The organism is Streptomyces sp. NPDC102514 (genome assembly GCF_055584525.1).
In genome coordinates, this window is the sequence record NZ_JBVJLW010000015.1 from 12,393 (window position 1) to 25,764 (window position 13,372).

General features: G+C 72.5%; 13 protein-coding genes. 6 read left to right on the forward strand and 7 right to left on the reverse strand.

All coding sequences use genetic code 11. The features are described 5' to 3' along the window. Positions 1-17: 17 nt before the first annotated feature. From ACZ60E_RS32230 to ACZ60E_RS32245, 4 genes are all read right to left on the reverse strand, one after another. Positions 18-695, reverse strand: coding sequence for a response regulator (locus ACZ60E_RS32230; protein WP_469444999.1), 678 nt, complete (start codon positions 693-695; stop codon positions 18-20). After that, the gene (locus tag ACZ60E_RS32235) at positions 692-1,945 is read right to left on the reverse strand and encodes a sensor histidine kinase (protein WP_384815475.1); all 1,254 of its coding nucleotides are present in this window, start codon (positions 1,943-1,945) and stop codon (positions 692-694) included. Before ACZ60E_RS32235 ends, ACZ60E_RS32230 begins: the two co-directional genes overlap by 4 nt. Positions 1,946-2,177: 232 nt before the next feature. Continuing rightward, positions 2,178-2,456 (reverse strand): PspA-associated protein PspAA, encoded by a 279-nt coding sequence (gene pspAA / locus ACZ60E_RS32240; protein WP_384815477.1) that lies wholly within the window; start codon positions 2,454-2,456, stop codon positions 2,178-2,180. A gap of 31 nt (positions 2,457-2,487) precedes the next feature. Next, the gene (locus ACZ60E_RS32245; protein ID WP_384815480.1) at positions 2,488-3,288 is read right to left on the reverse strand and encodes a PspA/IM30 family protein; all 801 of its coding nucleotides are present in this window, start codon (positions 3,286-3,288) and stop codon (positions 2,488-2,490) included. Between the two features lie 311 nt (positions 3,289-3,599). On the opposite strand from ACZ60E_RS32245, the gene ACZ60E_RS32250 reads away from it, so the two are divergent. Beyond that, complete coding sequence (locus ACZ60E_RS32250) at positions 3,600-4,226, forward strand: DUF3043 domain-containing protein (RefSeq protein WP_469445002.1); 627 nt, start codon at positions 3,600-3,602, stop codon at positions 4,224-4,226. Positions 4,227-4,309: 83 nt separating this feature from the next. Further along, positions 4,310-5,011 (forward strand): class I SAM-dependent methyltransferase, encoded by a 702-nt coding sequence (locus ACZ60E_RS32255; RefSeq protein WP_384815482.1) that lies wholly within the window; start codon positions 4,310-4,312, stop codon positions 5,009-5,011. 171 nt (positions 5,012-5,182) lie between these two features. Here ACZ60E_RS32255 and ACZ60E_RS32260 read toward each other — a convergent pair whose 3' ends face one another. Continuing rightward, positions 5,183-5,395 carry a hypothetical protein gene (locus ACZ60E_RS32260; protein WP_107018265.1) on the reverse strand — a complete coding sequence of 71 codons (213 nt, stop codon included), beginning with the start codon at positions 5,393-5,395 and terminating at the stop codon, positions 5,183-5,185. A 227-nt stretch (positions 5,396-5,622) separates the two neighbouring features. Here ACZ60E_RS32260 and ACZ60E_RS32265 point away from each other — a divergent pair, with 227 nt between their 5' ends. Next, complete coding sequence (locus tag ACZ60E_RS32265) at positions 5,623-6,822, forward strand: bifunctional adenosylcobinamide kinase/adenosylcobinamide-phosphate guanylyltransferase (RefSeq protein ID WP_384815485.1); 1,200 nt, start codon at positions 5,623-5,625, stop codon at positions 6,820-6,822. A gap of 7 nt (positions 6,823-6,829) precedes the next feature. On the opposite strand, the gene ACZ60E_RS32270 is transcribed toward ACZ60E_RS32265, so the two are convergent. Further along, positions 6,830-8,017: a class I SAM-dependent methyltransferase gene (locus tag ACZ60E_RS32270; RefSeq protein ID WP_469445004.1), complete on the reverse strand. Its 1,188-nt coding sequence runs from the start codon at positions 8,015-8,017 to the stop codon at positions 6,830-6,832. Between the two features lie 200 nt (positions 8,018-8,217). Between ACZ60E_RS32270 and cobT the strand changes: the two genes are divergently transcribed. Continuing rightward, entirely contained in the window at positions 8,218-9,306 is a 1,089-nt protein-coding gene (gene cobT / locus ACZ60E_RS32275; protein ID WP_469445006.1) for a nicotinate-nucleotide--dimethylbenzimidazole phosphoribosyltransferase, read from the forward strand. Between the two features lie 245 nt (positions 9,307-9,551). After that, entirely contained in the window at positions 9,552-11,300 is a 1,749-nt protein-coding gene (locus ACZ60E_RS32280) for a phosphatidylglycerol lysyltransferase domain-containing protein (RefSeq protein WP_469445007.1), read from the forward strand. Positions 11,301-11,309: 9 nt separating this feature from the next. Here the strand turns inward: ACZ60E_RS32280 and ACZ60E_RS32285 are convergent, their stop codons facing one another. Further along, positions 11,310-12,077, reverse strand: a complete 768-nt coding sequence (locus ACZ60E_RS32285; protein WP_384811474.1) for a hypothetical protein — start codon at positions 12,075-12,077, stop codon at positions 11,310-11,312. A gap of 128 nt (positions 12,078-12,205) precedes the next feature. Here ACZ60E_RS32285 and ACZ60E_RS32290 point away from each other — a divergent pair, with 128 nt between their 5' ends. Continuing rightward, the gene (locus ACZ60E_RS32290; RefSeq protein ID WP_469445008.1) at positions 12,206-13,054 is read left to right on the forward strand and encodes an adenosylcobinamide-GDP ribazoletransferase; all 849 of its coding nucleotides are present in this window, start codon (positions 12,206-12,208) and stop codon (positions 13,052-13,054) included. Positions 13,055-13,372 lie beyond the last annotated feature (318 nt).

Consider the following 13,372-nt stretch of genomic DNA (forward strand, 5'->3'; position numbering starts at 1 on the left):
GTACGTACGGGTGGAGCTCACTCCACCCTTGGGCGTACCAGTCCGGACTCGTAGGCGATCACCACGAGCTGGGCCCTGTCACGGGCTCCCAGCTTGGCCATGGCCCGGTTGACGTGCGTCTTCACGGTGAGTGGGCTGACTTCCAGCCGCTCGGCGATCTCGTCGTTGGAGTGCCCGCCCGCGACCTGGACGAGGACTTCGCGTTCGCGGACGGTGAGCGCTTCGAGGCGTTCGGCACGCGCGGGGTCGCGGTCGTCGTCGCCGCCCTGCGCGAGGAACTTCGCGATCAGTCCCTTGGTGGCGGCGGGCGACAGGAGGGCGTCGCCGGCCGCCGCGACACGGATGGCGTTGAGCAGTTCATCCGGCTCGGAGCCCTTGCCGAGGAAGCCGGAGGCGCCGGCGCGCAGCGACTGCACCACGTACTCGTCGACCTCGAAGGTCGTCAGCATGACGACGCGCACATGGGCGAGGCCGGGGTCGGCGCTGATGAGCCGGGTCGCGGCCAGTCCGTCGGTACCGGGCATCCGGATGTCCATCAGCACGACGTCGGCCCGTTCCTCACGGGCGAGGCGGACCGCCTCCGCGCCCTCCGAGGCCTCACCGACGACCTCCATGTCGGGCTCGGAGTCGACCAGGACGCGAAAGGCGCTGCGCAGCAGTGCCTGGTCGTCGGCGAGCAGGACACGGATCGTCATACGGGGTTCCCCCTGGCTGCCTCGGTCGCGGACGCGGTGGCTCCGGCGCGGCTCTTGACCGGCAGGATCGCATGCACCCGGAAGCCGCCTCCGTATCGGGGTCCCGCGCTGCAGGTGCCGCCGAGCGCGGTGACCCGCTCGCGCATGCCGAGCAGTCCGTGGCCGCCGTTCTCCTCCAGGCGGGCCGGGGCGTCGTCGCCGGGGCCGTTGTCGAGGACGGTGATCTCCACGTTCGGGCCCACCCGTACGACGCTGACCTCGGCCTTCGCCTCCTGGCCCGCGTGCTTGCGCACATTGGTGAGGGCTTCCTGGATGACGCGGTACGCGGCCAGGTCGACGGCCGCCGGCAGGGCCGTGCCCTGGTCGGTGCGGGCCACTTCGACGGGCAGGCCCGCGCTGCGGAAGGTGCCGACCAGTTCTTCGAGGCGGTGCAGGCCCGGGGCCGGTTCGGTGGGGGCCTCGGGGTCGCCCGACTGCCTCAGCAGGCCGACCGTGGCACGGAGTTCGTTGAGCGCGGAGCGGCTGGCCTCGCGGACGTGGGCGAGGGCCTCCTTCGCCTGGTCGGGGCGTTTGTCCATGACGTGCGCGGCGACTCCGGCCTGCACGTTGACCAGGGCGATGTGGTGGGCGACGACGTCGTGCAGATCGCGGGCGATGCGCAGGCGTTCCTCCGCGACGCGGCGGCGGGCCTCCTCCTCGCGGGTGCGTTCCGCTCGCTCGGCGCGCTCCCTGATGGCGTGCACGAAGGCGCGGCGGCTGCGGACCGCGTCGCCCGCGGCTGCGGCCATGCCCGTCCAGGCGAAGATGCCCAGGTTCTCCTGGGCGTACCAGGGCAGGGGGCCCGCGAGCATGGCGAAGGCCGTCAGAACCGTCATCGTGAGCAGGCCCACGCGCCAGGTGGTGGGGCGGTCGGTCGCCGCGGCGACGGTGTAGAGGGCGACGACGGCGGACATCGCGACGGGGGCGCGGGGGTCGCCCGTCACGAACTCCACGACGGACAGGGCGCCCGTCGCGGCGAGGACCCCCATCGGATACCTGCGGCGCAGGATCAGGGTGGTCGCGGCGAGCAGCATGAGGGTGAGGCCGAGGGCGTCGGGGGCGCGGGTGCCCCACATCGTGCCGCCGTGCCGGCCGTTCGGCTCCGCGAAGGAGCCGGCCAGCATGCACGCGAGGACCGCGGCGGCGAGGGTGCCGTCGGCGACGAGGGGGTGGGACCTCAGCCAGGTCCTTGCGCGCGTCAGTGTGCTCACGGTTCTTTACGGTACGGGGCGCTGGGGGGGCGGGGGGTTCGGCTTCGGCTGCGGGCCGGTGGGGCTTGTTGCGCAGTTCCCCGCGCCCCTGGGGGGTGGGGCTGCGCCCTGGCTTTTCATTTTCAGCCCGTCCGGCGTTTGAGGACGAGCGCGGTAGCGCGACCGGGGGGTCTGGGGCGCAGCCCCCAGGTACGTGACGGGACGGGTAGGGGCGGCGGGGGCGAGGAAAGCGTCAGCCGGGGAGCAGGCCCTCGTCCGTCAGGAGTTCTCGGACCTCCGACAGCGTCGCGTCCGGGGACGGGAGGATCAGCTCCGAGGGTTCCAGCGAGTCGTCCGGGAGCGGGGCTCCCAGACGACGCACCGCGTCGAGCAGTGCCCCCAGCGTCCGCCGGAAGCCCTCCTCGTCCCCGGACCGGGTCTCCGCGAGGAGCTCGTCGTCCAGCTCGTTCAGCTCGGCGAGGTGGCCGTCGTCCAGCCTCACCTGTCCCTCCCCCATGATCCGTACGATCATGACGCCCTCCTCGGCGTGGGACGGCCCGCGACTACTGCTTGTCGAAGCGCGGCGTGTCCGACTTCGACTGCGGCTGGGACTGAGTCTGCCCCTGACCGCCCTCGATCGCCTGCTGGGAGGACGAGGACCCCCCGGCCAGCTCGGCCTTCATCCGCTGCAGTTCGAGCTCCACGTCCGTGCCACCGGACAGCCGGTCCAGCTCGCTCTGGATGTCGTCCTTGGCGAGCCCCGAGTGGTCGTCGAGGGCGCCGGAGGCGAGCAGTTCGTCGATGGCCCCGGCCCGCGCCTGGAGCTGCGCGGTCTTGTCCTCGGCCCGCTGGATGGCCATCCCGACGTCGCCCATCTCCTCGGAGATGCCGGAGAAGGCCTCCCCGATCCGGGTCTGCGCCTGGGCGGCCGTGTACGTGGCCTTGATCGTCTCCTTCTTGGTGCGGAAGGCGTCGACCTTGGCCTGGAGCCGCTGCGCGGCGAGGGTGAGCTTCTCCTCCTCGCCCTGCAGGGTCTGGTGCTGCGTCTCCAGGTCGGTCACCTGCTGCTGGAGGGCGGCACGGCGGGACAGCGCCTCACGGGCGAGGTCCTCACGGCCCAGCGCGAGCGCCTTGCGCCCCTGGTCCTCCAGCTTGGAGGACTGGCCCTGGAGCTGGTTCAACTGCAGCTCAAGGCGCTTGCGGGAGGTCGCCACGTCGGCGACGCCGCGGCGCACCTTCTGCAGCAGCTCCAGCTGTTTCTGATACGAGTAGTCGAGGGTTTCGCGCGGGTCCTCGGCCCGGTCAAGGGCCTTGTTCGCCTTCGCGCGGAAGATCATCCCCATACGCTTCATGACACCGCTCATGGGCTTCGCGCGCCCCCTTCTGACGGACTCCGGCTCCAGCGACTGCAACAGAACCCACAGTACGGGCCCTGCATCCATTACCGCACTGTTCGGGGACGGATGCGCTCATCCCCAAGGACGACTGACGACGATCTTGCTCCGGCGTAGGGAGTAGGTGTCCCCCCAGGGGTCGCTCCGGGTTCGGTCCGGATCGGCTCCGGAGTCGTCCCGGGGCCGACACGCGCAACCGCATGCCACCACCCCATTTCAGGCCTCCTGTCCCCCTACAGACGACCGGTGTTGCCGGATCGTTCCCCACTCGGCCGACGTCCATGCCTCCGCACCCCTTACCCTTGGGTTTTGTGTTCCGTAGCCGCGCCAAAGACGAGAAGGCCCACGCCGACAAGGCGTCGGTGACCGACTCCCCTCAGATCCGTCACCCGCAGGCCCCCAAGGGCAGGCCCACTCCCAAGCGCAGTGAGGCCCAGTCCCAGCGCCGCAGCGTGGCCAATACGCCGACGTCGCGCAAGGAGGCCTCCAAGCGGCAGCGCGACGAGCGCCGCGCCCACATGGAGAAGCAGCGCCAGGCGCTGGCCAGCGGCGACGAGCGTTATCTGCCCGCCCGTGACAAGGGCCCGGTGCGCAAGCTCGCGCGTGACTTCATCGACTCGCGGTTCTGCATCGCCGAGTTCTTCCTGCCGCTCGCGGTGGTCATCCTCGTCCTGAGCATGGTCCGCATCGCGCAGCTGCAGAACGTCGCGCTGCTGATGTGGCTGTTCGTGATCGTGCTGATCGTGCTCGACTCGATCGGTATCGCGATCCGCCTGAAGAAGCAGCTGGCCGCCCGCTTCCCGGACGAGCCCCGGCGCGGCGCTGTCGCGTACGCGCTGATGCGCAGCCTCCAGATGCGTCGCCTCCGGCTGCCGAAGCCGCAGGTCAAGCGCGGAGAGCGGCCCTGAGCGCGGCACCTTTCTCGGGAGGCGCGGCGAAAGCCTGGCTGAACAGGCTGGGCGCTCTGCGTGACGTCGTACGGCAGGAGCTGGTGGCCCGGCAGCTCGACGAGCAGATAGCCGGGCGGTTCCCCGTCGGGCAGCGGTTGCGTGTGCTCGACGTGGGCATGGGCCAGGGCACGCAGGCCCTGCGGCTGGCTCGCGCCGGGCACCAGGTGACCGGCGTCGAGCAGGACTGCACGATGATCTCCGTGGCTCGTGAGGCCCTTGCCGCCGAGCCCGAGGGCATCCGCGGCCGGGTCCGGATCATCGAGGGCGACGGACGCGACACCGGGGTGCACTTCCTGCCCGGCAGCTTCGACGTGGTGCTGTGCCACGGCGTACTGATGTACGTCGAGGAGCCCGACGCGCTGCTGGCGGGGCTCGCCCGGATGCTGGCCCCCGGCGGGCTGCTGTCCCTGCTGGTGCGCAACGCCGACGCGCTGGCCATGCGGCCGGGGCTGGCCGGCGACTGGGCGGCGACGCTGACCTCCTTCGACACCAGCACGTACACGAACCGGCTCGGGCTCGACGTCCGCGCCGACGGGCTCGACACCCTCACCGGCACCCTCGCCGGGATCGGCGCGCCTTTGCACGCCTGGTACGGGGTGCGGGTCTTCACGGACACGGCCGCCGACGACGCGGCGGTGCCGGACGACGTGGACGCCCTGCTGGCCGCCGAGGAGCGGGCCGGCCGGACCGACCCCTACCGCCGGGTGGCGGCGCTGCTGCACCTGTGCGGCGTACGGGGCTGAGGCCCGCACTGTTTTTCACCGCCCGGCCGGTCAGGTCGGATGCGGGGGCGGGACAGCAAGAGGCCGCGACCGGTTCGTACGGTCGCGGCCTCTCACTCGTACGGACCACAGGGCCTCGTGCGGACCACAGGATCTCGTACGGACCCCAGGGTCTCGTGCGGATCTACGAGGTCAGGACGCCTCGGCGTGCAGGCTCATCGGGCCGTAGATCTCCGCGGCGTCCTCGAAGATCCGGACCTGGTCCGCTCCCCCCTCGGCCAGCTCCTTCCAGTTCTCGCCGAGCCAGGACTCCGCGTCGCCCTGGGTGGTGAACTCCTCGGGCTGGACCGCGGGCTGGACTTCCGTCCCATCGGCCTTCTCGAACCGCCACGTCCATGCCGCCATGTCAGCCTCCCAAAAGTTCCCAAAGTACCGAGCAAGATCGGGCTCTCGCCGTCAGCCTAGGCGCTCCGTTGCCGGTCCGGTGTTCAAAAGTGCAGGTCGAGAACCATGGGGTGCCGGTGGTCGGTGTGCGCGCTCCGCTCGCGCGCTCACCCGCGCCCCGCACGAGGTGCGCCCTTGTGCACCCCCCTGACGGGCACGAGCCGCGCCGACACGGGAAAATCGGGCCCGTGGAAGTGACTCTGCTTGGTACCGGCGGGCCCATGGGGCTGCCCAGGCCCGATTGTTCGTGCGCCGTCTGCGCGGTGGCGCTCGGTGCGGACGCCCGCGCGGCCACCGCCCTCCTGGTGGACGGGACCCTGTTGCTGGACCTGACACCCGGGGCGGCCTTCGCGGCGGCCCGGGCCGGGCACTCGCTGAGCGGGGTGCGCCAGGTCCTGCTGTCGCACCCGCACGACGGACCCGCCGTGGAGGTGCCGGCGGGGCTGCCGCAGCCGGGGCGCGTGCCGGACGGCCGGGAGCTGACGCTACTGACGGGGCATCGGGTGCGGGCGCTGTCGATGGACGCGCCGGGCACCGGGTACGCGGTCACGGGCCCGGACGGTCAGCGGCTGCTCTATCTGCCGCCGGGTGCGGCCCCCGCGGGCCTGGACGAGACGACCGAGACGTACGACATGGTGGTCGGCGATGTCGTCGGGCGGCCGGACGCGCTGGCCCGGCTGCGGCTGGTGGGTGCGGTGGGGCCCGCCACCGATGTGATCGCGGTGCATCTCGACCACGACGTGCCGCCGGGCCGCGAGCTGCGGCGGCGCCTCGCCGCGGCGGGGGCACGGACGGTCCCGGACGGCAGGACGCTGACCGTCGGGGTGTACGAGGACGTGCCCGACGTACCGCGCCGGACGCTGGTCCTCGGCGGGGCCAGGTCGGGCAAGTCGGTGGAGGCCGAGCGGCGGCTCGAGGCCTTCCCGGACGTGCTGTACGTGGCGACGGGCGGCGCGCGCAACGGGGACGGGGAGTGGGCGGCCCGGGTGCACGCGCATCGCGAGCGGCGCCCCGGCTCCTGGCGTACCGCCGAGACCTGCGACCTCGTACCCCTGCTGAAGGAGGACGGGTCCGCGCTGCTCATCGACTGTCTGTCGCTGTGGCTGACGGACGCGATGGACTCCGCGAACGCGTGGGACGACGCCGAGTGGGCCGGTGGCGGCGAACGCGTGCTGCGGGCGCGCGTCGAGGAGCTGACGGCCGCCGTCCGCGAGTCGCGCCGCACAGTGGTCGCCGTCTCCAACGAGGTCGGCTCCGGGATCGTCCCCGCCACCCCCTCGGGCCGCCGCTACCGCGACGAACTGGGCCGCCTCAACGCGGCGTTCGCGACCGAGTGCGAGCACGTGCTGCTGGTGGTGGCGGGCCAGGCGGTGACCCTGAAGGGCTGAGGCCCGGTCAGAGGGGGGTCGCGCGCGGGTTCTTGCGGGCGATGATCCGGTACGCGTTCGAGAAGCGGGTGCGGCGCAGGAGCGGGGCCAGGGCGTGGTCCAGGACGAACGCGGAGGCGAGCAGCGGGGCGGTGGCCCGGGTGAGGGCCGTGCGCAGGGTGCGCTGGAGGTCGGTCGGCGGGGCGGGGCGCCAGGGCTCGTCGCCGCCGGGCAGCCGGTTGCCGATCGCCAGGGCCAGGGCGCCGGTCAGGTCGTACGGGACGTGCGGTTCGCGGCGGTCGGTGGAGACGACCGAGCAGCCCAGCGCGTCCAGCTCGTCGAGCAGGTTGCGCAGTGGCATGAGGTGGAGGTGCTGCGGCTGGCAGTACGACACCCACCACTTGCCGAGCAGCGCGCCGAACGCGCAGTCCGGGTCCGGGACTTCGACGAGCAGATGCCCGCCGGGGCGCAGTACGGCGAGCGCGGCGCGCAGTTCCTCGCGCGGGTCGGGGCTGTGCTCCAGGTGGTGGAACATGCTGACCACGTCGTAGCGGGCGCGCAGCCGGCCGACCAGGTCGGGCAGCCGGCCGCGGTGCGCCTCCTCGACCCGGCCCGCCGCCAGGGCCTTGTCGACGCGCGAGGTGGGGTCGAGCCCGTCGAAGGACGTGTACGTGAACAACTCCTTGGCCGCCGCCGGGAAGTGGCCGTGTCCGGTGCCGACGTCCAGCCAGCTCTCGGGTTCCGGGAACGGGAGCATCGCGCGGGCCGCGGCCTCGTGGCGGCGGCGGCCGGCCCGGGAGCGCAGGGTCCGTTCGGCGAAGCTCTCGTGTTCGTGGCGTTCGCCGTCGTGCTCCTGGCGTTCTTCGCCGCCGTCCTGGTTCTCGTAGAAGTCGCGGTAGTAGAAGGCGAGGCCCTCGGTGGTCAGGCGGGGGTTCTGGAAGGCGTGGGCGCAGTCCTCGCACTCGTCGACGACGAAGGTGCCGGGCTTGTGCTGGAGCAGGTCGGGGGTGCGCAGCCGGGTGCGCAGCCGCTCCGAGCCGCACCAGGGGCAGTCGGGTCTGCGCGGTTCGTGGAAGCGGTCGGTGCCCTGGGCCAGCTCCCCCAGGTAGACGGCGCGGCGCTGGGCGGCGGACTGCTGGGCGGCGGACGTGACGGCTGCGGGAGGCGGCGTGGGGGGTGTGGCCGGGGTCGGGGGTGTGACGGGTGTGGGGGGCATGGTCTGTCTGCTCCTGCCGGTCCGACGGGGTAAGACCCTTTAGAGGCTGATATGAGCCGCTACCAGCTAATACAAACCGGTATGACAATCCACTGCAAAACGGCACACATGGGATCACCGCCCTTGACGCGTCCTCCCCGCGCGGGCCACTGACCGCCCGTCAGGATCCCGGCCGGATCACTGCCGGTACTGTTCGGCGAATGAGCTCGCTTAATCTCGACGACTTCACCGACCTGATCGAGCGCCCCGACGGTGGCGTACGCCGTGACGCCGAGGCGCGCCGCGAGCGCCAGGTCGTGCCACCCGGGTCACTGGGACGCCTGGACGAACTCGGTGAGTGGCTGGCCGCCGCGCAGGCGGCCGTGCCGGTGCGGGCGATCGAGCGTCCGCGTGTGGTGCTGTTCGCGGGCGACCACGGGGTCGCCGGGCTGGGGGTCTCGGCGCGGCCCGCCGGGAGCGCGGACGACCTGGTGCGCTCCGTGCTGGACGGCGCGAGTCCCGTGTCGGTACTGGCCCGGCGCCTCGGAGTGCCCGTGCGGGTGGTGGACATGGCACTCGACTGCGAGCCGGAGAGCCTGCCCGACGAGGTCGTACGGCACCGGGTGCGGCGCGGGTCCGGGCGGATCGACATCGAGGACGCGCTGACCCTGGAGGAGGCGGAGGCCGCGTTCCGGGCGGGCGTCGCCGTCGCGGACGAGGAGGCCGACTCCGGGACCGATCTCGTCGTGCTCGGGGATGTGAGTGTCGGCGGGACGACCGCGGCGGCCGTGCTCGTGGCGGCGCTGTGCGGGACCGACGCGTCCGTGGTGACCGGGCGTGGGGGGCGGGCGATCGACGACCTCGCGTGGATGCGCAAGTGCGCGGCGGTGCGTGACGCGCTGCGGCGGGCCCGGCCCGTTCTCGGGGACCAGTTGCAGTTGCTCGCGACGGTGGGTGGGGCCGATCTCGCGGCGATCACCGGGTTCCTGCTGCAGAGCGCCGTACGGAAGACGCCCGTCGTGCTCGACGGGGTCGTGTCCGCGGCCTGCGCCCTGGTCGGGCAGCGGGTCGCCTTCCGGGCGCCGGACTGGTGGCTCGCGGGGCAGAGCAGCGGGGAGCCGGCGCAGGCGAAGGCGTTCGACCGGATGGCGCTCGAACCGCTGCTTTCGCATGGGGTGACCGTGGGGGAAGGGGCGGGGGCGTTGCTCGCGCTGCCTTTGGTGCAGGCTGCTGCGGCGCTTGCGGCGGAGTTGCCTTTGGCTCCTACGGCTCCTACGGAGGCCTTGGAGGCCGAGTCCGAGTCCGAGTAGGGGTGGGCTCCGGCCCGGGGGTCGTCGGGTGCGGGTCCGGTGGGGGTTGCCCGCGCAGTTCCCCGCGCCCCTTGTCGGCGGGGCTGCGCCCCTGCCGACAAAAGGGCGGGGGCGCAGCCCCGTTCTTTCAGGGGCGCGGGGAACTGCGCGGCCAGGCCCCACCGGGCCTCAGGTGGAGTTCATGCGTGGGTCACCCCGCCCGGGCGGCAGCCCAACGGCCAGGGCGCCCCATATGATCCAGTTTCATGGGAAGCGCCCGATCCATCGCCGCGGCAACCGCCGTGTGGTACCTCCGCACCGTCGCGTTCCTCAACTTCCTGAGCGCCGTATGGGTCTCCCTCGGCCAGGACGTGCGGCGCCACAACACGGAGGACTACTTCACCCCGTACCTCCTGACCGCCGGCTTCGCGTCAGGCGTGTTCACCATGTTCCTGGCGATCACGATGCGACGGCGCAAGCGAGCCGCCTGGATCCTCAACCTGGCCCTGAGCGGAGCGTTCCTGCTGCTGTTCGCCTTCGCCATGGTCTTCCCGGAGGTCCGCCGCTACCCGCAGAACTGGATCTCCCTCGCCCTGACGGCGGCCTTCGTGGCCTCCCTGATCGTGGGCCGACCCGCGTTCTACGCGAAGGGCGACCGCTCCAACCCCCGGCTCGCGGCAGCCGTCGCCGTCGGCGGCCTCCTCGCCTGCTCCCTGCTGGCCGCACTCCTGGTGACCGTCACGAACCACGCCCACGACGCGCACCTGTCGACCTTCACCGACCGCTGGCGCTACGGCACCCTGCGGCTCGTCTCGGTCGCCGCCGACGACTCCCGCTTCCCCGGGATCACCACTCCCAACTGGGTGAACGTCGCCATCAACGTACTGAGCACCCTGCTCGTCCTCGCCGTCCTGTACGCGGCCTTCCGCTCCCGCCGCGTCGTCGACCCGCTCACCGCCGACGACGAGGAACGGCTGCGGACCCTGCTGGACCGGCACGGCGACCGGGACTCCCTCGGCTACTTCGCGCTGCGCCGCGAGAAGAGCGTGGTGTGGTCGCCGACCGGCAAGGCCGCCGTCGCCTACCGCGTCGTCGGCGGTGTCTCACTGGCCTCCGGCGACCCCATCGGCGACTCCGAGGCGTGGCCCGGCGCCATCGAACCCTGGCTCTCCGAGGCCCGCGCCCACGGCTGGATCCCGGCCGTGATGGGAGCGGGCGAGGAGGCCGGGACCGTCTACGCCCGGCACGGTCTCGACGCGCTGGAGCTCGGGGACGAGGCCATCGTCGAGACCGCCGAGTTCACCCTCGACGGGCGGGCCATGCGGACCGTCCGCCAGGCCTACAACCGCGTGCAGCGCGCGGGCTACCGGGTACGCATCCGGCGGCACGAGGACATCCCGGCCGACGAGATGGCGTACCTCCTCGCCCGCGCGGACGACTGGCGGGACGGGGCGACCGAGCGCGGTTTCAGCATGGCGCTGGGGCGGCTCGGGGACCCGGGCGACGGCCGGTGCGTGATGCTCGAATGCCGGGACGGCGGCGGCGAGGAGGGGAACGGGGAGGGCGAGCTGCGGGCCGTGCTGTCCTTCGTGCCCTGGGGGCCCAACGGGCTCTCCCTCGATCTGATGCGACGGGACCGGGACTCCGAGAACGGCCTCATGGAGTTCATGGTGATCCAGCTCCTCCAGCGGGCCTCCGAACTCGGGATCACGCAGGTCTCGCTCAACTTCGCCATGTTCCGCTCCGTCTTCGAACGCGGCGCGCGGCTCGGCGCGGGACCGGTGCTGCGGCTGTGGCGCTCACTGCTCAGCTTCTTCTCCCGCTGGTGGCAGATCGAGTCGCTGTACCGCGCCAACGCCAAGTACCGGCCCATCTGGGAACCGCGGTTCCTGCTGTTCGAGAAGAGCGCCGACCTGCCGCGCATCGGTCTCGCCGCCGCCCGCGCGGAGGGTTTCCTGGAGGCCCCGGGCCTGCCGAAGTGGCTGCACCGCAAGCGCCTGGACGCGCGCGGATAGGTGGCCCTGTCAGGGGCGTCCGGGCAGGGAACGTACGGGTTCCGGGTCGGGTTTGCCGCCGATCAGGTCCTGGAATCTGCGGCGCGGTCCCACCCAGCGGCGGTCGTGGTGGTAGGCCCGCAGGCGCGCTCTGGCCCGGGCGCGCGGCCGTCGCCGGTAGAAGCGTCTGGCCCAGGGAGACGTGGGGCGGGCCAGTCGGACCGCGCCGACCAGGGCGACGAGCGGGACGATCACCCCGAAGATCGCCATACGGGCCTTGCCCTTGCTCAGCGCCAGCAGCGCGACGCCGAAGTTGAGCGCGATGCTCAGGACGACACCGGCGCGGTCCTGCAGTTCGTCCTCGGTGAGGTCGTTGACGCCGAACGGCAGGAAGCCGCTGAGCATCAGGCCGACCAGCGCCGCCGTGACCACCACGACCTCGACGCTCTTGCGGCCCTCCTCGCTCCAGTAGACGTCGTCGAGGTGCAGGATCAGCGCGAACTCGTCGAGCACCAGACCCGCGCCCATGCCGAACACCACGGCGGACACGGCCGAGCCGAAACCGTGCCGGTCGCTGCCCACCGCGCCGAAGCCGCCGATCACGGTCAGGACGACCCCGGGGACGACGTGGTGGATGTGCAGACCGCCCGCCTTCACGTTGCCGAACGGGCCCTTGCCCGCCCGGATGAGCCGGACCACGATCCGGGTGATCACGAAGGTGAGGACGAAGGAGGCCAGCGCCAGCAGCAGCGGGAGCTTTCCCGGCTCGATGATGTTCCGTGTCCACCAATGCCCCATGTGCGCACTTTATCCGCGGCTGCCGTGGACGTCTCCTGGTCGTCCGACGGCCGTCCGACGGCCGTCCGGCGATCGTCAGGCGGTCGTCAGGCGGTCGTTCCGTGGGCGGCGACCGGTACTCTGCGCCGGTGTCCACGCCCCCGCCGAACCCGTCGCCCGGTCCTCCGCCCGAGACGCCGAAGACGCCGAAGACGCCCCCGGCGTCCTGGAGCGACGGACTCCGCTTCACCTTCGGCACGCTGACCGTGTTCCCCGTGACCGTGCGGCGCTGGGACCGCGGGGCCGCACGCACCGGCATGCTGAGCGCGCCCGTCGCCGGCCTCGCCGTGGGCGTTCTCGCCGCCGCGACCGGGCTGCTCCTGCTGGTGCTCGGCGCGGGCCCGCTCCTCGCGGCCGTGGCGAGCGCCGCCGTGCCCGCCGTCCTGACCCGCGGCCTCCACCTCGACGGCCTCGCCGACACCGCAGACGGCCTCGGCAGCGGCAAGCCCGCCGAGGATGCGCTGCGCATCATGAAGCAGTCGGACATCGGGCCGTTCGGGGTCATCACCCTGCTGTTCGTGCTGCTCGCGCAGGTCGCCGCGCTGGCTCAGGCGTACGGGGGGTCTTGGGGGCGGGGTGCTCTCGCGGCCGTCGTGTCTGCGGCCGTCGGACGTCTGGCTCTGACGCTGGCCGCGCGGGTGGGGGTGCCTGCTGCCCGGCCCGAGGGGTTGGGGGCGGCGGTCGCGGGCGTGGTTTCCGTACGGGGCGCTGTCGTCGCCGCCGTCGCTGTGACGGTTCTGGCGGCCGGGGCGGGGGTGCTGCTCGGCACGTACGGGGTGCTCGGGTGCGTCCTGGCCGTCGTGCTCGGCTGTGTCGCCGCCGAGTTCCTGCTGCGGCACTGCGTGCGGCGGTTCGGGGGTGTGACGGGGGACGTGTTCGGTGCGCTCGAAGAGACCGCCGTGACCGTCGCGCTGGTCGGCTTCTGTCTCTTCGCCTAGGACAGGCCGTGGCGGCGGATTCCTCGCCCCCGCCGCCCCTACCCGTTCCCGTCCACGCATGGGGGCTGCGCCCCCTCGCCCCCCTTTGTCCTCAAACGCCGGACGGGCTGAGATGTCCCCGGACAGCCGGAGATCTTCAGCCCGCCCGTGAACCCTTCAGCCCGTCCGGCGTTTGAGGACGAGCGCGGCAGCGCGATTGCCGGGGTCCGGGGGCGGCAGCCCCCAGGGACGGACTCTGGTAGGAGCGAACGTCGGGACCGCGCGTAGGCTCGGGGGCGGGACTCCAACCCCCTGGCCGACCACACCCCCGCCGGCCAC